Origin of the sequence: Paenibacillus sp. RC73 (assembly GCF_044908085.1) — a bacterium.
In the GTDB taxonomy this organism is placed as follows: Bacteria; Bacillota; Bacilli; order Paenibacillales; family Paenibacillaceae; genus Paenibacillus; species Paenibacillus terrae_A.
Genome location: NZ_JBIYCV010000011.1, coordinates 22752 through 42663 on the forward strand (window position 1 = coordinate 22752; position 19912 = coordinate 42663).

Genomic DNA, 19912 nt, shown 5'->3' on the forward strand with positions numbered 1-19912 from the left:
CGAAATACTGGACTAACGAAATCATAGGATAACATTATCGGTAGGCTAACGAATATTTGTGGAGTGTATGACGGGAAGAATCAATCGAATCCCGTCTTTCACTCCTTCCATATAGATGGATTGTTTGTCCTGACTTAGTTGATAACCTATGGCTTCTTCCCATTCAGATAACAGACGTTGGATATCTTCGTTTTGGTTGGTTTTGAATTGATCCATTTGAGTGAATAGATTTTTGTCCTCAGATAAACATGAAGCCTGTTGTTCACTGGCTAATTCCAACTGATAAAAACGTTGGCGTAATGCTTCCAGAAACCAATCTGGCCAATTTGACATAGTACATTTTCCCTCCCGTTGTTGAAGTGTGTGTATGTTAACTCTGATGGGGAGGGATGGCAAGTCATTGCTTTTGTGTGGAGAAAATTATAGACATATTTTCTTTGAAATGTAATATAATTGGCTCTAATGTACATGCAAAAAAAAGCTCATTCCTACTCATGATTGAAGTTGAAATAAGCTTTTTAAAGTTCATCAGATGTTTTGTCAAGTAGCTTAGTGTTTAGTTTGTTGCCTTTATTGTGTGGTCTTGATGTTATAATTGCTTAGCGAGCCGTCCTTATTGGTTTATAAAACAATAACCTAAACTCACTTTTTAATTGATTCAACAATTTGCGAAGTACCACTGAATATTATATCACGCATAATCTCAGTATAACTCGAATACTCATCAATATTATCCATGATTATATCTAGGGCCTGTTTGAATTTCCCATCAATCATTATTGTAATACCCTCAACCTCTTGACCTGACTCACTATTAACAAATTTCTCACTTAATAAATTTAGTTTGTTGTCTTGTCCCAAGTGAAAGTACCTCCTTCCTTATAAAGGATAAATATCTCTACTACTTTTTGGTGAAATAGTCCTTTTTGTTTATTATCCAATACTTTTCTTCAACTGGAACTTTATCTAAGAAGTCTTCATACTTTCCGTTCCAACCATCAGGAACATAGCTTTCAAAGGAGGCAGGCTCAGGAAAATAGGACAGTAATATCTTATTATCAAAATCAACTAATAAGGAAGGCGTAAACCCAAGTAGGTAATCTCCACCTTCTGTATCAACTCCTTCTGATATTATTATTGAATCGCTCAATTCACTCTTACTCACCCGAAAATCACTCACCTCATCTAAAAATCCCTTGGCTGAGTTCTCATCTAATACTGCGATATTAAAACGATCTGAATAGTCACCGTAGTTAGGTAGTTGATAGCCTTTATTTAAATAGGCATTTTCTAATTTAATTAAATCTAAATACCAGTAATCTTTTTCAGTAACATACCAACGCCAATTATTCTCAAATATAACTGCGACAATAATATTTTCGCCGTACTCTATATTTACTATCAATATATTCACCTTCTAAATTGATTTTTAAACGGACTTAAGTACTCACTAATCCCCAACATCTTTTATTATCCTACCATTTTTTGAATATTCCTCAAACCATTCAGACCATATTGGGGGAAATTCATATGAGTTACCTGGAGTAGATGGGTCAACAACTTTAGGAGCACTACCACCTTGGTTTAATGGGTTTTTCTTAGATCCTGTCTGTGGAATTGCGGTTTCTTTAACGAAATCATCAAGCCATTTTGGTACATCGAAAGCAACTATTTCTCCACCAGGACGCTTTTCTTTAAGGAAATATTTAGCATGTTCAATATTCCCAGTGCTTATATTAACATTAACATCTTTTTTTATGGTGATGCTTCCATCATCATTTTTTTTAATTCTTTCCCAACTTATGTTAGGTTTAATTCCCCCCTGCACTCGATAATACGTAACATGATCAGCAACCTCCTGAGTAGCAACATTACTCGTCCCCTCGGTTTTGGGTGGTTCGCTCGGTTTCGAAGGTGGAGTTTTCCCTGTTACTGGTTTTGTAATATTTCCCTCTGGAACTTTAATCGGCCCAGAAGGTATTTTTATCCCATTTAACTTAACACCAATTGAAGCTCCAACGCCTGGAAAACTATTAACTATACTGCCGAGAATAATAGTATCGGCTTGTGCTTTCGTTATTTTTTTTCCGGTTATAGAATCATAACCTTGTTGAGCTGCTTTCATGTGTTTTATGGTAAAATCCTCATGAACAGGTTCCTGTTTTATTTTGATTTCTCCACTTTGGACAGCTTTCTTATAGGCCATGGTAGCATTGCTTGATTCCGGAGTAATATAACTATCTTGGGTAAAATACCACTCATTCCCTATCGTCATTCTACCATATTTGCTATAGTCATAGGCTGCTTTAGTCTTTCCCTTTTCCTTAGAGATATCGTATTTGGCTTTATCGGTAGGAACTTGTTTCTGGGCATGAGCCTTGGCATTTGATTCTTTCAGTAAGTTCTGCACCAGCTCCAGTGGGCCACCGGAATCAGCCATATGACGTGCACTTGTATACACTTTCCCCAAAATCCACTTGCTATAGTAAGCTTGTTTAGCCAGCTTGTGCTCGTATTGACTAATCAACCCTTGCATGGCTAAACTGGCCAAGTGTTTGAGCGGGTGCAACCCCGTTTCTTTACTGCCTCCAACCGTTGGCGTTCCTTTACTACGAATAGGGATGGCTCCAGTTGCTTGTAACATCGTTGCTGCCACTTTACCTGCTGGCCCACCCACCGTATTCAACATCACACTGGCTACGTTCCCAACTACGGGAATAGAGCCTAACAGCTTGGATATCGTCCCCATCAAAGCATTGGCCTGTTGAAGCGCTGCTGGAGTCGTAACTTTTGCCTTAGGAGTAGGGGCTTGGCTGCTCTTGGCTGTTGCGGTTTGTGCGGCCTCATATGCTTTGATGCTCATTAACGGCGGTTCAGAGACAGGAGGGAGATCAGCTACAAAAACGGGAGCTTTTACCGTACCTTCCTGATAAATCACTGGAGCCTTGGTATCCGTCTCGCCATCCAGCACCATGCTACTTTCTCCACCTTTGAGATACAGCGCCGTTCCAGCTTCCAGCGACAGTTCCTCACCTGCATCGAGCTTCACATGACCACCCTGAATCTGTACATCCCCCGGACTGTTGATGGTAATGCCCGTATCCTCGTGCAATGTAATAGAAAATCCATCGGAGGTAGAAAGGATCAGTTCTTGCTCAGACATTTCTACGCCGCTACCTTGCACATGTTGCCATACCTTCACATTCGGCTGTCCATTTGTGTGGCGTTGTTGTCGTAGCGAATCCGTCACATAGGCATCCTGTTCGCGGTGTGTAGGCAGATACAGTTCTACTTGTTCCCCGATTTCAGGCATATCGTACCAGCCACTATGTTCTTCGGCTACATATCGAGTCGCTACAGGAAAACAGCAGGCTTTGGCAGGATCTTGCTTCGGGTCGATATCCAGTTGAAGCTGTACGAAATCCTGCTGTACCTTGAGCACCGTTCCTGTCAGCGAAATCCCGGTGGCCTGATCGTTTTCATACCGAGCATAGCGAATATTCTGTTCCGCTTGGAGATCATAACGGGTACGCAGTAAGCCATCCTCTAACCGTGTCACTGCCCGAACCACGACCAGTTCTTTACCTTGTCCAATGGGTAACGTGATGAGGTCGCCTAGCGCGTAGTATTGCAGACTTTCAATTGTATAGGTGACATACGATCCAGCACGTTCTCTCGGCTTTTCCGCATCCAGCTCATGAAACGTTTTTCGTACCCGATAAAATACATCTCGTTCCACCTTATACTGCTTGCCTTCTGGCATACCGAAAAAAACTTTGGGTGAGGCTGCGGTTACCTCTGGTACAAGTACCGAACCAAAGCGGGAAGCAAGACGCTTTAAGAATGCCCAATCCGTCTCTTCATATTGTAAAACAAAAGTATCCAGCATGGCATAATTAGTTACGGTATCAATAGCGTCTCCGTACATATACTTCCGAACCATCGTAGTGACCAGATCATCATAAGTGCGGTGAATATCCTGATAGGAACGTTTTTTCAGCTTGATATCCATTTGATAGGAATGGGAAGCGGCCTCCAATTCAAAGGTGTATACTCCACGTGTGCAATTCACAGACATTTGCGTAACGATCCCGTGGAACAGTCTTCTCAGCGATTGTCCCTGATCATCCAACTGACGAATCACAATCGGCTCTTGCTCCATATTCTGTCCGATACAAGCTGCTCCCTGTTCTTCGGAGAGCATACCACTGATATGTAAAAAGGTATGATCATTAATGGTACGTGTTATTTGAAGTTTTTCGAGGTGTTGTGGCTGAAAGGGACCATAAAAGCGTAGGCTTTCATACCCGATCCCATCTGATAATATGCTCAAGTGAGTTCATGACTCCTTTCTAGATGTGATGGCTGATTACAAAAGTAAAGTGCAGCATTTTTAATTCGAGTATGATTAATAGAAGAAATGGATGCAACTTTGAGTCAAGACCCATATGTATCACTGAGTTTGTTGGGTACAAAACGTTCTTATGCGGATACAGATGTTCCGAGTAAGCTTTCATTCAAGGTACAAAAGGGTAAGAGGTGATATTTATTAAACAGTCCAGCATATGTATTTATCGGTTAAAAGAGAGATTAACTTTACAGAATGACCCATTGGTTGGGGTATTTACTATGTGTAATACTGGAAGCTGGAGGTGTGAGAGGGAAGGAAGCTGGCAGTAATTTTGAGCAATTGCTTTTCAAAGTGAGGAACGGGGCTGATTTCATCGTGAATATGGATTCGGGTGAATTAATACAGGCTCGTAAGCAATTAGTGAGATTGATAGAAGTGAAGGGAGACAGGGCGTCATCTGGAAAAAGGAGGTGTTGTGGGAAGAAGTGGCTTTTGATACTATAGGTAATATATATAATAAAAAGGAATATATCCTTTCCAACGTCTCGACACATGTGGAGAGCATTGCGAGGATTGAAAGGCTGAAAGATTGATGAATAAGGGATGCTGGCGATTCGCAAAGCTAATCATTTAGTGCGATCCTTGAGAAGATAAAAAAGATATTTATAAATTATTGAGGTTTAATGAAAGATGAGGATTCATCTTATGCCAAAAAACGATAATATGCTGGCGATTCTATGGATGCTGAATTCAGGCGTAAAAATGACTGCAAAACAAATATCCGAAAAGTTAGAAATAAATATAAGGACAGTTTATCGGTATATTGATGCACTATGTGCCAGTGGAGTGCCTATAATATCCGACACAGGTCATAATGGCGGGTATAGCTTGCTGAATAATTTTATCAGAGCACCTCTGCTATTTGATATTGAGGAAAAAAAGGCACTCCTTCATGCTGCTGTTTTTGCAAAAGAAGCCGGATACCCTTTGAGTGAGGCGTTAGGCAATGCGACATCAAAATTGAAAATGTATTCGAATCAGGAGCAGGAAAGTATACTTAGCCGTCATTTAGCCGGATTTGAAGTTATAAACCGCATGGGAGACCCTTCTGTTCAGCCGGTATTGGCGGAATTGGAGCAGGCTGTAGCAAACGAATTCTCTGTAGAAATTGATTATCGCACAAGCCATGAAGAACAACCCAAGAATAGGGTGATAGACCCCTATGGAATGGTCTACTGGAACAATAAATGGTATACTGTTGCATTTTGCCACCTAAGGAATGAGATCCGCAGCTTTCGGGCAGATAGAATTCTACAAATCAAGCGTACTCAAATAATATTTAAGCGTCCCGAAGCTTTTTCGGCCCGTGAATTTTTTATGCAAAATCTGTTACCTGATTTAGTGGGCAAGGACGGGTTAATTTCTTTAATTATCGGGGGCAGGTCAGAGGCATTGGATGACTTATGCCTGCATTGGTTTATGGGGCATCATCTGAAAGAGCGGACATCAGATCAAGCAATCTTTTTACTTGAGGAAAAATCAATTCATATATATGTCCCTTATTTTCTTCTATCCTACGGGAAATCCATTCAAGTAATCGAACCACAGAGTTTGAAGGAAAAACTTGTTGCTGTTGCGTCGGAGTTAATGGAATATTATCAACTTTAATAGCTTCACTGACAGCAGATGTCAGTGAAGCTATTTTATAATGATGATAATCATTGATTACCGATGGAAAGTTGGTATCACTTGATGAATTATCCAATGAAGGTATAAGCATAAAATTGATATGTTATGATCATTTAAAGGAGGAGTAAAAATGACTGAAAGCAGAGAATATATGGGAGTGTCAGGTAAATATACAAAGAATGGAACACCCAACGGCTTTACATCTATTACCCCATTTATAACAGTGAAGAATCCTTCTGAGGCAATAGAGTTCTATAAAACTGTTTTCAATGCAAGGGTTAAGGATGTTACTGAATATCCTGATGGAAATGGCGATAAAATAATTGCTCATGCGGAATTAGATTTTGGAAATGGTTTTTTGCAGCTGGGAGCAGCGAATCCGGCATATAAATTGGCCTTGCCGCCAGATGAAGACAATGCGTGTTATTCTTTAGGAATTTACGTAATTAATGTTGATCAGGTACTTGAAAATGCGGTAGCAAGAGGAGCAAAAGTAAGGGAACCGGTTGTAAGCTTTGTTTCAGGTGATCGATTCGGAAGTATATTGGATCCTTTTGGAGTAAGATGGTCTATTATGACTAGGATTGAGGATTTGTCAGAAGAAGAAAGTAGTCGGAGGGTTGCTGAATGGGCCAAAAGCTTTAGTGGAGAATAAATGCAATAACTGTCTTGATAAAAAGTGTTAAATTTTAAGGTTGAAAAAGCAACCCTTCGAAAATATACCGTGTCGCCAAGGGGCTACCAGCTTCATATGGCATCATGATCACCGCCACAAGGCATGTGGAGAGCATCGCACGCTTGGTATATAAGGGCGTAGAGTGAGTAGAGGGGTTCGTTGGGGACGAAAAGAGGACGTGAGCGTATTCACGTCCTCTTTTTTATGTCTATAATGAATGGTTATATGAATCTCCTCTTTTCATGCTGAATATATTTTTCAACCCACTAATTATAAACGAACATACGTTTTCATAAAAGCTTGTGCTACTCCAACTAAAAATGCAGATGGATAGATGAAGTTTTGTATGAATTCTGGTGATACAAACCAAGAAAGCCTGACCAATCAACAGCTCAATTTAACTTTCCACGTAAGTTTGTAAATAAAGAAGATGGTTCGAGATATGAAGAAGACCTGCAAGTATGTTATATTTAACAAACGGCAATCATGATAAACATCAAATGGAGTGATTTTTTAGTAAAGTCACAGGGTTGAAGAACAGGTGAACAAAGCGTTCTGATGGTGGAACCGTTATAGGATCGAATATAGATTGACTCAGATATAGAAAAGGATGAGATTATTTTGGAAAACAACGAAACTCAACAGGAATTTACAGAAGTATATGAGCAGCTTAAAGTAGCCGTAAACCGAACCTCCGATTGGAAAACGCGTCTAGCTGCGGTGAATGATCTGGGTGCATGGAAGAACCAACAGACGATTGACGTGCTAACACACCGATTGAATAATGATACGGTATATGCCGTTCAGGAAGCCGCTTACCGCAAGCTTCAGGAATGGGGCGAGAATGTACAGCCCCCTGTGCGCAAAGAGGGTGAGCTTGTTAAGGGCTTGACGAAGATCCTGGTGCGGATTAAAAAAAGCCTGCCAGCCGACCATACCTATAACGATTTTCGCGAGAAGTTGCACAAGATGAGAGTCGATATTTTTGACGTCTATGAAGGTGACAAGGGTGCTGAGTTTGATCAGTGGCTGGAGCAAAAATGGGCCTCGTTATCTACAAGATAATGTCGGAATCCTACAACTGAATGTATTTTAAGGATTGTTACTGGTAATGCAGACAAAACCTTAACAGGGATAAGGGGTTATCTTTGTTAAGGTTTTTTTACTTATGATATTGGGAGTGGGTATGTTTGTATCTTTTCCTCGTTTGTGTGATTTTTAATGTGTTACATCTTATTTAATTGCCGAATTTCTTTGAAATATGGGTCACATTCATTGGAGAATTGAATGTATTCCGACTCGGTATTAGATAATTTATGGTTATTATATTTCTTCAAAATAAAATGAACTGAGGATGTATTTAAATGATAAAGTTTATGGTCGATGAAATGCTGAAAGACAGGGAAATGACGATGTATGCTTTGGCAAAAAAAATCAGGGATACGCCCCAATACGATAAGTCAGTGGGTGTCTGACGGTGGGGCAGACGTTAAATCCATTACATTGGATACACTTGACCGTATTTGTGCTGCGCTGGATTGCCAGCCTGGAGAATTGCTCAAGTATGTGAAAGATACAAACCAATAATATTTCTATTCTATAACGTTAAAGGAATACTTTTTGAGCAAGCTATGAAATACATATCAGGAATGCAAAGAAAGCAACTAAGAATTATCTGTAGATAAATTGTAGGAAAATGATCATTTTTGATGGTGTAATAGTGAAGTTTGTCGTTGATAAACACGTTTCCGTGAAATATATTAGCTCTAAGCGTGGTCATAGTGAATAAGCTGTTGCAACGACAAATTTGCTCCTCTATTTTTTACCATTATTCTTTAACCATTGGTTAATTAACAAGTGTTGATTTTCCGTTTTTTTTGTCATACAATTCTTTCATTGCTACAGGGTCGGACTCAGGAACAGCAAGGCTTGATTCATATTTGGACGTGATTTCCTTGTGCGCACTCGGATGATGAAGTATCTCTATATTGGCAAAATCAGCATCACGGCAGCCTGATATCTCGATATCCTTTTTGGGATAGGGGCTGTTTTCCATATCTTTCAGTTTGATGATGAACATATACGAAGGGGAGCGTTTTTTTGGAATCGAAACAATTAACGAGAGGGCTAAAGCCACGGCATGTTGAGCTGATTGCGCTTGGAGGCACCATTGGCGTTGGCTTGTTTATGGGGTCAGCAAGTACGATAAAATGGGCGGGGCCTTCTGTGCTGTTGGCCTATCTCTTAGCCGGGATTATTATGTTTTTTGTCATGCGGATGATGGGAGAAATGCTGATTCTCGAACCGGTGACAGGCTCATTCGCTACTTTTGCACATAAATATATTAGCCCTTTGGCCGGTTTTTTGACCGCTTGGAGCTATTGGTTTTTATGGGTTACTGTAGGGATGGCGGAGGTTACTGCCATTGGGGTGTACGTGGGCTATTGGTTCCCTGACATTCCGCAATGGCTACCAGCCTTGGCAGGTGTCATCATTATTGCGTTAGCCAATTTGGCGGCTGTGAAATTTTATGGAGAATTTGAATTTTGGTTTGCCATGATTAAGATTGTCGCCATTATCTTTATGCTGATTATTGGCACGGGTATGATCTTCTTTGGCCTGGGGAACGGCGGGCAACCGATCGGTCTCTCCAATCTGTACAGCCATGGCGGTTTTTTTGCAGGTGGTTTAAAAGGATTTTTATTTGCGCTCTGTATTGTAACGGCCGCTTATCAGGGTATAGAGATGGTGGGCATTACGGCGGGTGAAGCAGAAAATCCGAAAATGACGCTGCGAAAAGCCATTAAGAATATTATCTGGCGTATTCTGATTTTTTACGTGGGTGCGATCTTTGTTATTGTTACGATCTATCCTTGGAACCAAATTGGCGAGATCGGCAGTCCTTTCGTTCTAACCTTTGCCAAAGTAGGGATTGTTGCCGCTGCGGGTATCATCAATTTCGTTGTTCTCACAGCCGCGATGTCAGGCTGCAACAGCGGGATTTACAGTGCTGGAAGAATGCTATATACATTGTCTAAAAACGGACAAGCCCCCAAGTTCTTTGGGAAAGTTTCCGAAAGCGGGGTTCCCAGAAATAGTATTATTGCGACCATTTCCTTGCTGCTGGTGGGAGTGCTGTTTAATTACTTAATCCCTGATTCCAAGCTGTTCCTGTATATTTATAGCGCCAGTGTTCTTCCAGGCATGGTACCGTGGTTTGCAATGGCAATCAGCCAATTTAAATTCAGGAAAAAGTGGAAGAACGAAATGGAAAATCATCCCTTCAAGTCTCGTTTTTTCCCGATCAGTAACTACATCACCATTATCTTCTTGTCCCTGGTGATCGTTGGAATGTGGTTCAATCCAGACACGCGTACGTCACTGATTGTCGGAGCATCATTCATGGCAATCGTCATTGTCGGCTATTTTGTCTTTGGCATAGGAAAGCGGCAGAGAATTGAAGAATTAGATAAGAAATAGAAGGCTGCTAAAATGCAGAGATCACGCCGAGCGAGATTCAGGTTACTCCCTGAGTTCGCTCGGTTTTTCTTTTGCCAAGGTAAAAGCAGCTTACTTCGGAAACGGAAAAACGGCTCAAGCTTTAACCCTATACCAATACGTATAAACTTCCGAGTATCCCAGTTTGGCATAAAGCCGTTGTGCAGGTTTATTATCGGCTACGACGGCTAAATAGCTGTGTCTGGCCCCATGCTCTTGTCCCCATTTGAGCAAATGTAATATCATTTGTTCCCCGAAGCCCTGATTTCTGTAATTTAAATCGGTCACAATATCGTATAAACCTAGATACTCTCTTTCGATAATTCCAAGACCGCAAGCAATAACTTGATTGTTGTCATAAAGCGAGATAAACCCTTTCTTCGTTATGATATTAGATAACATGCGTTCCATGATACCCTTATGATGAACTTCCACACGATTAAGTCTGCAAAAATGCGCTAACCATTCTTCATTCATATGTTCATCTATGTTCACCGAATTTAGTTGGGGGCTGCTTAGGTTATCCAGCTTCAAGGTTTGAACACTTGTTGGGTCAATGAGGGAATAGCCCTTTTCCTCTAAAATGCGATCTAAATGCTCAGGATGGATAAAGGGAGTGATTTTATAGGTTGCGGGCAAGTTACGATTGAAATATAAGCTCTCACACTCTTCAATTTTATGATCGAGGTCAAAGGTTGAATAATGAATCGAGTTGGCACGTTTGGTATAACCATCTGCAAAGCGCAAAATCCATCCATCGTAAAGCAAAGTGGACAGGGGCTGCCAGTTGTTCAAGGATAGCTCTTCAATCATTTTAAGGTTCATAGGTATCCTCCATACAAATGAATAATAATACATACTAACGAATAATAAGCCAAAAAGAAATAGAAAGAAAGCACTAATTTTGTTTAGGTCTAGCCAATATACAAAGGACATAAATTATCTATACTTTCTTCTAAATTTTAACTGTTAATAGAATTTTAGAGAAGCTATAATTTTATTAAATAATTGGAGTGCAAATGGAGAGGGGTTAAGGGGAAGATGTTGAAAAAATGGTCATTGCTCTTGATGTTAGCCTTGCTAGTAGTAGCATCATTGGGCTGGAACGGCGGGGTATCTTACGCAGCTACCACAGAATATACTTGGGACAAGTACAAGGGTACTGAGGTGAAGACATATAGATTGACTGCAGTACCTGGAAGAATAGAATATATGGATCAGGAAAGTTTTTTTGCCGCTTTAAGCCAAACCCCAAATGTGTATGGAGATTTCAGCGGCTATAAAACGGGGAAAACAACTGGAGTTGTAACCGTAAGCATAACGGATGCGGTTTACAAATTTACAGTTACTGATTTTCTTCGCGATCAAGAGCCTGAGGTTGTAGAGTATATCAATCCCAGAGGTGGAATTCCTCATAGATGGAATGGAACTAGTGATATTCGGATTTTTATGAGAGGGTCAGAAGCGACTTCTTTGTCTGAGCTGTTTTATGAGGGGACACCAAGTGAAGGACGCTTTCAATTTAATCCTGACGATATATATTTAGTTACATTCTGGTCCAGTACCGTAAGACCTATCAGTGGTATGTCTGCTGAAGCGCTAATAGAGGAAGGACCTCACACGTTTATAAATCGGGAGCTTGTAGGCCAAGTAACAAGCGAAGATCCTGCAGCTTATCCGCAAGATGGGATTTCAGAGAGTTACTATTATGTTTTTAATGGTGCTATTACAAAAGAATAACCCAGATGATATAGGATGGCTAATAAGTGATCCAAATAAGTAAGTGAGAGTGATCTGCAATAGTAGAGATAACATAGTGTATACCCATCCGGGACTATATACATGATGTTATCTTTTTTATTTCTACGCTGGCAATGAGAACATACAGTGATGGAAGAAAAGGGTTGAAAATTTGATTTCCAATGAAAACCATTTTAAATGATCGGGATATATGGCTTTAAAATAATGACGATTTAACGGATTATACAGCATACCTAAAGCGACTTTTTTTACTGTCTTTATTCAAACCTAGGGAGATTATTCCGATAATTCAAGTATATACAGTTTGGTGTCACTGATTATGAGAATTCGTTTGAAAACAAAAGAGATAATTTTCACAAATGAAAAGGAGCACAGGGGGAAGTGATCTGGTATTACATCATAAAGGAGGGGAAATGCTCTAGAATCTTATGAAATGTAAAAAAGAGTTACAACGAATTAGGCGGTACATGGCTGGTTTACTAGCTGTTTGGTTGTTCTGCGTACATACTGTACCTGTTTTTGCAGACAGGGCCTTTAACGATATTGAGCATTCCTACGCTGCTGATGCGATTGAAGCCATGGCTGCTCAAGGGGTTGTTACTGGTTATCACGATGGCAGCTTCCGGCCCATAGATTTTATTTCGCGGCAGGAGTGGGCGAGTATCTTTGCTAAAACCGTAAAACGAACGTCGAACACCAGAAGTGTTGTTCCTTTTACAGATGTGTCGCCGTGGGCTCTATCTTATGTGCAGACCCTGCAGGAAGAGAACATTACCAAAGGAATTAGTGATCGGTTATTCGGTGCAAAGCACAATATGACTCGCCAGGATATGGCAGTTTGGTATGCCAGGTATTTCGGTGTTTCTGAAGATACCCGCGCTTCCAGTATATCCAGTTTTGTGGATCAGTCTGATATATCAGACTATGCACAAACGAGCGTATGGCTGATGGAACGGTTGGAACTGATGGAAGGGGATACAAATCACTATTTCCACCCCAAAGAGTCTGTGAGACGGCAAGATGCTACACTGGTTGCTTATCGGATATGGCTAGGCGGTGACGATCTGAGAGAACGTGCCAAGCGTTTGCTGGAGTCATTAGGAAGTGGAGCAGCAACGACAAATCAGCCGATCAGCCTACCAGAATCGAAGAAGGTAGTGGTCGACCTGGCGCCGGAAATTAGTCACCAGCGTGCGAATCCAGAAATCGAAGAGCCTAAAAGCCATAGTCCAAGGCCCGATCCACCGGACTCGCCGATAACACCAACAGAGCCGAAGCCTGAACCGCCAGTTATACCACCGGGACCTGGCCCTAAACCACCAGAGACACCGCCAGTAATACCGCCAGTAACGCCGCCGCCACCGGGACCGAAACCGAAACCACCGGTGATTCCACCGGATCATTCCTCGGATTTTGTAGTGGATGAGGTTGTAATCAAGGCGCCGGAGTTGGTAAATCAACCGGAAACGTATCCTGCATATCAGCTGTCCTTTCAGCTATACAATGAAGGACGCTTGGTAAGCATTCCCGATGTCAGCGTCACAAGTGTCACTTACACATTTAGTGATACATTAGGTGTTTTTGATGAACAAGGGAAAATCGCGCGTTCCCAAAATATTCCTGATGCTGATGGTTACATCCCTGTAGAGATAGAAGTCACAATTGCCAAACCCTACCGTGTGCTTAAAGCACAAACCAAGCTGATCGTGAAAGGGAAGACTCCTCCAGTAGAGGACCCGAGTGTAATCAGTTCCGTATACTTGGCGACATACACCATTTCACAGGCCACTACTCTAGACCCTGTAGCCTGGAGTATGCCCTATGTATTTCAAAATGCAAAGGGAGAGGTCATACCGCCAGGTTTGTTGCCGTCAGACTTGAAGCTTCGGATAGAGGATTCCAGAGGCATATTTGACGAGGATGGACATATTGCCAATCTGCATCTGATTCCTACAGTGAACTCTGTCATTCCATTCAAGATCGAGGTTGAATCACCATCTCAGGGAATTCACTTCATAACCGATGCCGAGTTAACGGTAGTACCGGGAGAGCGCAAAAAGCAATATTTTGCTGTCTCGATGATGCTACAGGGACAAGATGCGGGCAGTACGACCACGGTAGACCAAATTGAGCAGGCTCGTCAATTGCTGATGGATCAATTTGGCCCCAACTTAAAAGTGACCTGGGCCATGGAAAATAGATTTGTTTTTGTAGAAACGAATCGCCCGCAGCTTAAAAAGGTTTTGGAATATGTGGATCAGTATGGTGATGAAGTCGGGATTTTGGACGGGTATCCGAATAATCTGTACGCACTCCCTGAATGGGAAGCACGGATGAACGAGTGGTTGTATATGTATCGTTATAATGCACTCAATGAGCTGCACCAATCCGGGTCGTTGGGATCACCTTCGGTGTTTGAAAGCATGGATACAGACCAATACCGGAAGTATCTGCCTAAATCATTGACCAGTTTTACGGTGAACCCTGAGCAGGCCCAATGGCTTAAAGATCATTTTAAGATCACTTCAGCGATGGGGTGGTCGGCTACACAGTATAATGTTAACAGCATGTATGGTGAAGGTTCACCTTTGATGCCTTACTGGTCCAATAAGGATAATCCGATTGTTCCAGCACAGGGGCTTGCAAATAATAGTGGTATCGTGTTTATGAACTCGATTACGATTGATCCCATTGGATCACGCTATACAAAGGATTCCTCACGCTGGACTCTCCATCCAGGCGACCCATATGTGACTGAAACGGATGCGGCACCACAACTGTATATAGCACAGCAATATTTAGATAACCCGTATCAACGTTTAAATACGGTAAACTACATGTCCATTATTTTGGACATCAACTGGCTTGCCAAGAACCATAACATGTCTCAAATATGGGAGAACTTTGTGAATCACTTCCCTGCTGACCGCGAGGTCGAGATTGTGGGAGTGGACGGGCTGAAACAGATTTATGAATCGTTAGCTGGATCGAATAATGATCATACGGAATTTTCGCTCATGTTTAGGGGTTCCGGCATTAAGGCAGTTATGGACTCCAATAATTCACCAGCCAATCTGCGTTACTTGTGGACTGAAAATGCTTCACAGCGGATCATTTTATCCAAGGAGGATGGAGATACGGCATGGTCCATTATTGATTTTACCGACTATACCCGAAATCCGGTTCCCAAAACACCATTCAACCTGGATAGGAACACGGATGTAAGCTATGTCACCGGAAGAAACTTCAAGCTAAAGCCTACGGCTCCGTTAACAGCAGAGGAAATTCAGCGCGTTAAGGATCGTTTGAAGGAGATTTACTTCGCAGAAGAAGTGAACTATCAGTAAGAACAAGAACCGAGAGCATATCGCTTTCGGTTCTTTTTGGTCTACTCGTCCTTTAGTTATACCCATTCAATAACTTGATCCGCAGGTCGCCGAGTTTTTCCACGCGGCTCATTCAGACGGTATCCAAAAGCCACCATGCAGGAAATGCCGAAATGCTCGGCATCCATGATGCCTTCTTCGGAAAGAATTTGTTCAATTTTGTTTTTATTAAAACCTTCGATCGGACAGGAGTCAATTCCGATTTGAGCTGCCGCTGTCATCATATTGCCTAGTGCGATGTAGGTTTGTCGGCAACCCCACTCGAACATCGCTCTTTCATTTTCCTCCAGCTCAAAATCCGATTTCAGGAAGTCATCATATACCTTTGCTTTGCCTTGAGCCACTTCAGCAGGCAATTGCTGTACGTTTTCCATTACACCCTTGATATATTCGGATGAGGCCAACATGTCTTTAGGCAGTCTGGAGAGAATGAGTACAAAATGGCTCGCTGTAGGTAGCTGTTTTTTGGCTCCCCAAGAGTACGGGAGCAGCTTCTCACGCATGGCGTTACTTTGGACGACAACGAATCTCCAGGGTTCAAAGCCGAACGAGCTGGGGGATAAACGACCTGTTTCGAGAATAAAATCGAAGTCCGAGTCGCTGATTTTCTTATGGCTGTCAAATTCTTTGGTAGCATGTCTGAACTCATATGCAGATAAGATTTGATTTTTAGCAGTTGTTAAGGTTTCCATAGTTCATTCACTCCTTGTGAATAATGATTGAATTGACGCTTATCAAGTGGCATGCTTAATATTAGAATATACATGACCGTTTTAGAAGTACGCACATTAATGTGCTGTAGTATACAAAATGATACTAGGAGGAAAAATACCTATGCGAAATCGGAAAGGCGGCTTTGGAGAATGTCCCGATGGAAAGGATCAGGCCTGCCCGGTGGAGTACACACTGGATGTGATTGGAGGCAAATGGAAAGGGATTCTCTTATATCATCTAATGTATGGAACCAAGCGGTTTAGTGAGTTTCGGCGAATCTGTCCGGGGATCACTCAGCGCATGCTGACGCTCCAGTTACGCGAGCTGGAAGAGGATGGTGTAGTTCACCGTGAAGTCTATCAGCAAGTTCCTCCCAAAGTCGAATATTCTCTAACCGAATTTGGAAGAACTCTGACTCCGATTATTAACTTAATGAAGGATTGGGGAGAAGAATATAAAACCAGGCATCGTTCATCAGAAAGCTGCATGGAGCCATCCAAGCCCGGCTTGTAGAGGGATGTTCATCTATCAATACAGGTACGCGAAAAAGGCACTTACGATCGTATGCTAGAGCATATATCGTAGTGCCTTTTACGCTTTATCAATAAGAGCATTTTGCATAAATCCAGTGAGAGACTGGAATCAAATGATTCATAAGAATGAACCACTCATCGGATGATTTGGTCAGGTATTCTCCAGTTCCTCTCTTTTTTGAAGCTTCGATTTTAAGTTGACAGCAGGGAAGCTGCCTGATATATTTCATACGATATTGATAATCATTATCACGCAATTGAAAAGGTCAATTTTACAATACATAGGGGGCTAATATGTTGAAGAAAAAATCGTTTTTTATTTTGGCTGCAATGATGCTCGTATTGTCTATATTCGTTAGCGCTTGCGGCGGAAACAGCAATGGAAGTAATTCCGCTTCATCTCCAGGAGATAAGCAAGAGTCAGCTTCCACTGGAGAGAAAAATGCTGATACGACAGACGGTCAGATGCGAAGCTTTAAAACGGTCAAAGGGGATATTCAAATTCCGGCCAAACCGCAGCGTATTGTGACGGATTTTTACGGCGGAGAATTACTGTCCGTAGGGGCTAATGTGGTGGGTGTGGAGCCGACGGCCTTTCAAAATCCTTTCATAACTGCTTTGCTCAAGGAAAAAGGGACCAAAGAGGTGGGTGACCCGACCAATTTGGAGAAGACGCTGGAGCTCAAACCCGATCTGATTGTGGTGATGAAGGATACAAACTATGAGGCTTTATCTAAGATCGCCCCGACCTTGTATATTCCGTATGGCACTACGACTAACATTTATGATACGGTCAAGCTGTTTGGTGATATTACCGGAGAAAAAGAGAAGGCCGCACAATTTATTGCCGCATTTGATAAAAAGGCTGCGGAAGGCCGTGCACGACTTAAAGGAGTTATTGACGAAAAGGCTACCTTTGGTTTGTATGAGCTAACGGACAAGAACGCCCTTTGGATATTTGGAGACAATGCAGGCCGGGGCGGACAAGCCGTATACAATGCACTCAAGCTGAACATGCCGAAGAAAACGACCAACTCCAAGGAACAAACCGTACAGCTTTCGCTGGAGGTATTGCCACAGTACGCCGCAGATTATATGTTTCTGACAACCTATGACCCGGAGAAAAAGGGAGACGCGCTCAAGCAGCTGAAATCGTCCGCTGTGTGGGGGAACCTGCCTGCGGTGAAGAACAATAGAGTGTTCTTTAACGATTTTGATACGTACTATCGCTATGATCCGATCGCCATTACCGGGCAGATTGATATGATCGTGGATATGCTGATTGAAAGAGAAACAGAGAATAAAGCGAAAAAATAAGTATATGATCCACATTCGTAAGCATTTTACTACATGGGCAGTATGGCCGTGGGTGAGGTGCTTTTTTTGTGAGATCGTTTTTTGTTGCAATCGGTTACATTCTAAGATATCCAAAACAAATCAATTCCAAAAAAAATAGCCTCCAAAAACCCATGCTTAGAGATGGATTTGGAGGTTATTTCTTAACCCGTTATTCGGCTGCGTACGATCAATAAGGTTTGCGCTTTGATTTGTCCAATTTCACGAATGAGTGCAGCCGTTTTCGCTTCATAGGCGTGTTTGGCATCCAAATCTTTCAGGGAAGCAAGGTTAATGTCAACGGTGAGCAGGGCGGATTGGGCGGCAGCCTCGAACAGGATCGCCCCTATGCCGAGATCAGAAATGACATTTTTGTTGGACAGCTCCACGATACTGTAGGCACGCTGCATTCCGTCCCGGCATACTTCCAGCAAACGCATCGGCACCTCAATGGCGGCGATCACCGCGGTCTGTAGGGAATGGGTTCGATAGCGTTTTTCTTCGTCTGTTTCTTTGGGCAAGCGCAATGCGGTCATGTATTGTTCAAAGGATTGAATGTCTGCGTTCATCAGTTCCTCACAGCGTGTGGACAGGTTTTCCATGCTGTGAATCACTTCGGCGATTTGTCCATGAACATGCGCGTACTTTTCTCCTTGGGAAAGGTTGGCGGTCATGGAGGTCATAGCCGCGCCCAGTGCCGCTGCCAGTGCGGATACACTTCCTCCGCCGGGAGTAGGTGCTGCACTTCCAGCCTCTCTTAGAAAATGTCCGATGGAATCACTCCACGACAGTTCACTCATGAATAGGCCACCTCTCTGGAGTAGTGTTGCAGATCAATCGCTTTGAGCAGATTTTTGTACAAGATTGCAGTCGTTAATGTGCCGACACCGCCGGGAACCGGAGAAATCGCATGTACCTTTTCCCCAACGTCCAAAGCGGCATCCCCCACTATTTTTCCCTCCAGCGTCTCGTTAATTCCCGCATCTACCAAAATCAAACCGGGATGAACCATATCCTGTGTAATCACATCAGGGCATCCGACTGCGACAAAGGCAATGTCTGCATGGCTCAAATGCTCTGCAATATCACGTGTGCCTGCATGACAGGCGGTAACGGTGGCATTTTCTCTTTGCAGCATGTGAAAAAGGGGGAGTCCCACTGTCTGTCCTATGCCGACAAGGGTGACATTTTTGCCTGCCAATGTGTGACCGTAATGCTTGAGCAGCTCAATACAGGCTTGAGGCGTAGCGGGATACAACCCGGCTTCACCTGTAACGGTAGCCAGCTTGTTGCCTGGGGTAATTCCATCAATATCCTTGTATGGGGCGATGGATTGTTTAATGGCGGAGGCGGATAGATGCTGGGGAAGAGGCAATTCCAGCATAATACCATGTACATGAGAGGCTTCGTTCAGGCTGCCGATCAGGTGAAGGAGTTCAGCTTCGCTTACATGGCGGTCAAAGGTATGAAGATGAAAGGAGATGCCCAGCTTCTCCGCTATTTTTTGCTTGGTCCGGGCGTAGTAGGCAGAGGCCGGATCACCTTCTACCAACAGTGTTGCCAAATGAGGGAGATGCCCTTGCTGTTTCATTTGTTCTACTTTGTTACGGATCGTTGCATACACTTGCTCAGCTGCTTCTTTGGATTTCATAATGATAGCCATAGTCTGAACCTCCTCTGAATTTATCGCATGATGGAATCAACAGGGTGTCATGGTCTTGTAAAACGAAAAAAAGTATTTGCACAAGGTCGTCACGACAGACGAATCCTCTGCAAATACTTCTCCCAGGCGAACGGCACGCTTTCATTGTATGCTCCCTCGTGGTTGATTCCACTGACTTCGCCAGTCACATACAGCGTTATTTACCTTATATTTTAACAAATAATCTTCCGAAAAGAAACCCGTGAACATTTGGCAAAGAGGTCATGTTATTTGTCTATATGACAAATGTCATATTCCCGAACTGAC

18 protein-coding genes and 1 riboswitch are annotated in these 19912 nt (G+C 42.5%); of the genes, 9 read left to right on the forward strand and 9 right to left on the reverse strand.

Annotated features, from left to right (window positions below; translation table 11 throughout):
* Positions 1–45: 45 nt before the first annotated feature.
* The 4 genes from ABH897_RS22305 to ABH897_RS22320 form a co-directional block, all read right to left on the reverse strand.
* Complete coding sequence (locus ABH897_RS22305) at positions 46–333, reverse strand: hypothetical protein (RefSeq protein WP_404592718.1); 288 nt, start codon at positions 331–333, stop codon at positions 46–48.
* 309 nt (positions 334–642) lie between these two features.
* The gene (locus tag ABH897_RS22310; RefSeq protein WP_404592719.1) at positions 643–861 is read right to left on the reverse strand and encodes a hypothetical protein; all 219 of its coding nucleotides are present in this window, start codon (positions 859–861) and stop codon (positions 643–645) included.
* A gap of 40 nt (positions 862–901) precedes the next feature.
* Positions 902–1405, reverse strand: a complete 504-nt coding sequence (locus ABH897_RS22315) for a hypothetical protein (RefSeq protein ID WP_404592720.1) — start codon at positions 1403–1405, stop codon at positions 902–904.
* 45 nt (positions 1406–1450) lie between these two features.
* On the reverse strand, positions 1451–4333 hold the full coding sequence (locus ABH897_RS22320; RefSeq protein WP_404592721.1) for a contractile injection system protein, VgrG/Pvc8 family: 2883 nt from the start codon (positions 4331–4333) through the stop codon (positions 1451–1453).
* 723 nt (positions 4334–5056) lie between these two features.
* Between ABH897_RS22320 and ABH897_RS22325 the strand changes: the two genes are divergently transcribed.
* From ABH897_RS22325 to ABH897_RS22340, 4 genes are all read left to right on the forward strand, one after another.
* Positions 5057–6019 carry a helix-turn-helix transcriptional regulator gene (locus ABH897_RS22325; RefSeq protein ID WP_283654721.1) on the forward strand — a complete coding sequence of 321 codons (963 nt, stop codon included), beginning with the start codon at positions 5057–5059 and terminating at the stop codon, positions 6017–6019.
* A gap of 151 nt (positions 6020–6170) precedes the next feature.
* The gene (locus ABH897_RS22330; RefSeq protein WP_283654722.1) at positions 6171–6695 is read left to right on the forward strand and encodes a VOC family protein; all 525 of its coding nucleotides are present in this window, start codon (positions 6171–6173) and stop codon (positions 6693–6695) included.
* Positions 6696–7337: 642 nt separating this feature from the next.
* Positions 7338–7781, forward strand: a complete 444-nt coding sequence (locus ABH897_RS22335) for a HEAT repeat domain-containing protein (protein WP_283654723.1) — start codon at positions 7338–7340, stop codon at positions 7779–7781.
* Positions 7782–8132: 351 nt separating this feature from the next.
* Positions 8133–8303: a helix-turn-helix domain-containing protein gene (locus ABH897_RS22340; RefSeq protein ID WP_404580670.1), complete on the forward strand. Its 171-nt coding sequence runs from the start codon at positions 8133–8135 to the stop codon at positions 8301–8303.
* 259 nt (positions 8304–8562) lie between these two features.
* Here the strand turns inward: ABH897_RS22340 and ABH897_RS22345 are convergent, their stop codons facing one another.
* Entirely contained in the window at positions 8563–8796 is a 234-nt protein-coding gene (locus ABH897_RS22345) for a hypothetical protein (protein WP_404580671.1), read from the reverse strand.
* 20 nt (positions 8797–8816) lie between these two features.
* Between ABH897_RS22345 and ABH897_RS22350 the strand changes: the two genes are divergently transcribed.
* Positions 8817–10196: an amino acid permease gene (locus ABH897_RS22350; protein WP_283654724.1), complete on the forward strand. Its 1380-nt coding sequence runs from the start codon at positions 8817–8819 to the stop codon at positions 10194–10196.
* A 114-nt stretch (positions 10197–10310) separates the two neighbouring features.
* Here ABH897_RS22350 and ABH897_RS22355 read toward each other — a convergent pair whose 3' ends face one another.
* Positions 10311–11039, reverse strand: a complete 729-nt coding sequence (locus tag ABH897_RS22355; RefSeq protein WP_404580672.1) for a GNAT family N-acetyltransferase — start codon at positions 11037–11039, stop codon at positions 10311–10313.
* Between the two features lie 216 nt (positions 11040–11255).
* On the opposite strand from ABH897_RS22355, the gene ABH897_RS22360 reads away from it, so the two are divergent.
* Entirely contained in the window at positions 11256–11954 is a 699-nt protein-coding gene (locus ABH897_RS22360; RefSeq protein WP_404592722.1) for a hypothetical protein, read from the forward strand.
* 488 nt (positions 11955–12442) lie between these two features.
* Complete coding sequence (locus ABH897_RS22365; RefSeq protein ID WP_404592723.1) at positions 12443–15322, forward strand: S-layer homology domain-containing protein; 2880 nt, start codon at positions 12443–12445, stop codon at positions 15320–15322.
* Positions 15323–15378: 56 nt separating this feature from the next.
* Here ABH897_RS22365 and ABH897_RS22370 read toward each other — a convergent pair whose 3' ends face one another.
* The gene (locus tag ABH897_RS22370; protein WP_283654728.1) at positions 15379–16053 is read right to left on the reverse strand and encodes an NAD(P)H-dependent oxidoreductase; all 675 of its coding nucleotides are present in this window, start codon (positions 16051–16053) and stop codon (positions 15379–15381) included.
* Between the two features lie 142 nt (positions 16054–16195).
* Between ABH897_RS22370 and ABH897_RS22375 the strand changes: the two genes are divergently transcribed.
* Entirely contained in the window at positions 16196–16588 is a 393-nt protein-coding gene (locus ABH897_RS22375) for a winged helix-turn-helix transcriptional regulator (RefSeq protein WP_044646631.1), read from the forward strand.
* A gap of 314 nt (positions 16589–16902) precedes the next feature.
* Entirely contained in the window at positions 16903–17925 is a 1023-nt protein-coding gene (locus ABH897_RS22380) for an ABC transporter substrate-binding protein (protein ID WP_404592724.1), read from the forward strand.
* A gap of 182 nt (positions 17926–18107) precedes the next feature.
* Here ABH897_RS22380 and ABH897_RS22385 read toward each other — a convergent pair whose 3' ends face one another.
* Positions 18108–18743: a cyclodeaminase/cyclohydrolase family protein gene (locus ABH897_RS22385; RefSeq protein WP_404521062.1), complete on the reverse strand. Its 636-nt coding sequence runs from the start codon at positions 18741–18743 to the stop codon at positions 18108–18110.
* A complete protein-coding gene (locus ABH897_RS22390; protein ID WP_404521063.1) occupies positions 18740–19606 on the reverse strand; it encodes a bifunctional 5,10-methylenetetrahydrofolate dehydrogenase/5,10-methenyltetrahydrofolate cyclohydrolase in 867 nt (288 codons plus the stop codon). The genes ABH897_RS22385 and ABH897_RS22390 overlap by 4 nt, the downstream gene beginning before the upstream one ends.
* A 113-nt stretch (positions 19607–19719) precedes the next feature.
* Positions 19720–19804: riboswitch (ZMP/ZTP riboswitch) on the reverse strand.
* Positions 19805–19912: the final 108 nt, after the last annotated feature.

Bases quoted from the DNA above. Each gene is read 5' to 3' on its own strand.
- ABH897_RS22375 (WP_044646631.1), top strand. From the start codon at position 16,196: ATGCGAAATCGGAAAGGCGGCTTTGGAGAATGTCCCGATGGAAAGGAT.
- ABH897_RS22370 (WP_283654728.1), bottom strand. From the start codon at position 16,053: ATGGAAACCTTAACAACTGCTAAAAATCAAATCTTATCTGCATATGAG.
- ABH897_RS22340 (WP_404580670.1), top strand. From the start codon at position 8,133: ATGCTTTGGCAAAAAAAATCAGGGATACGCCCCAATACGATAAGTCAG.
- ABH897_RS22355 (WP_404580672.1), bottom strand. From the start codon at position 11,039: ATGAACCTTAAAATGATTGAAGAGCTATCCTTGAACAACTGGCAGCCC.
- ABH897_RS22330 (WP_283654722.1), top strand. From the start codon at position 6,171: ATGACTGAAAGCAGAGAATATATGGGAGTGTCAGGTAAATATACAAAG.
- ABH897_RS22360 (WP_404592722.1), top strand. From the start codon at position 11,256: ATGTTGAAAAAATGGTCATTGCTCTTGATGTTAGCCTTGCTAGTAGTA.
- ABH897_RS22390 (WP_404521063.1), bottom strand. From the start codon at position 19,606: ATGGCTATCATTATGAAATCCAAAGAAGCAGCTGAGCAAGTGTATGCA.
- ABH897_RS22380 (WP_404592724.1), top strand. From the start codon at position 16,903: ATGTTGAAGAAAAAATCGTTTTTTATTTTGGCTGCAATGATGCTCGTA.
- ABH897_RS22325 (WP_283654721.1), top strand. From the start codon at position 5,057: ATGCCAAAAAACGATAATATGCTGGCGATTCTATGGATGCTGAATTCA.
- ABH897_RS22345 (WP_404580671.1), bottom strand. From the start codon at position 8,796: ATGTTCATCATCAAACTGAAAGATATGGAAAACAGCCCCTATCCCAAA.
- ABH897_RS22365 (WP_404592723.1), top strand. From the start codon at position 12,443: ATGGCTGGTTTACTAGCTGTTTGGTTGTTCTGCGTACATACTGTACCT.
- ABH897_RS22385 (WP_404521062.1), bottom strand. From the start codon at position 18,743: ATGAGTGAACTGTCGTGGAGTGATTCCATCGGACATTTTCTAAGAGAG.
- ABH897_RS22305 (WP_404592718.1), bottom strand. From the start codon at position 333: ATGTCAAATTGGCCAGATTGGTTTCTGGAAGCATTACGCCAACGTTTT.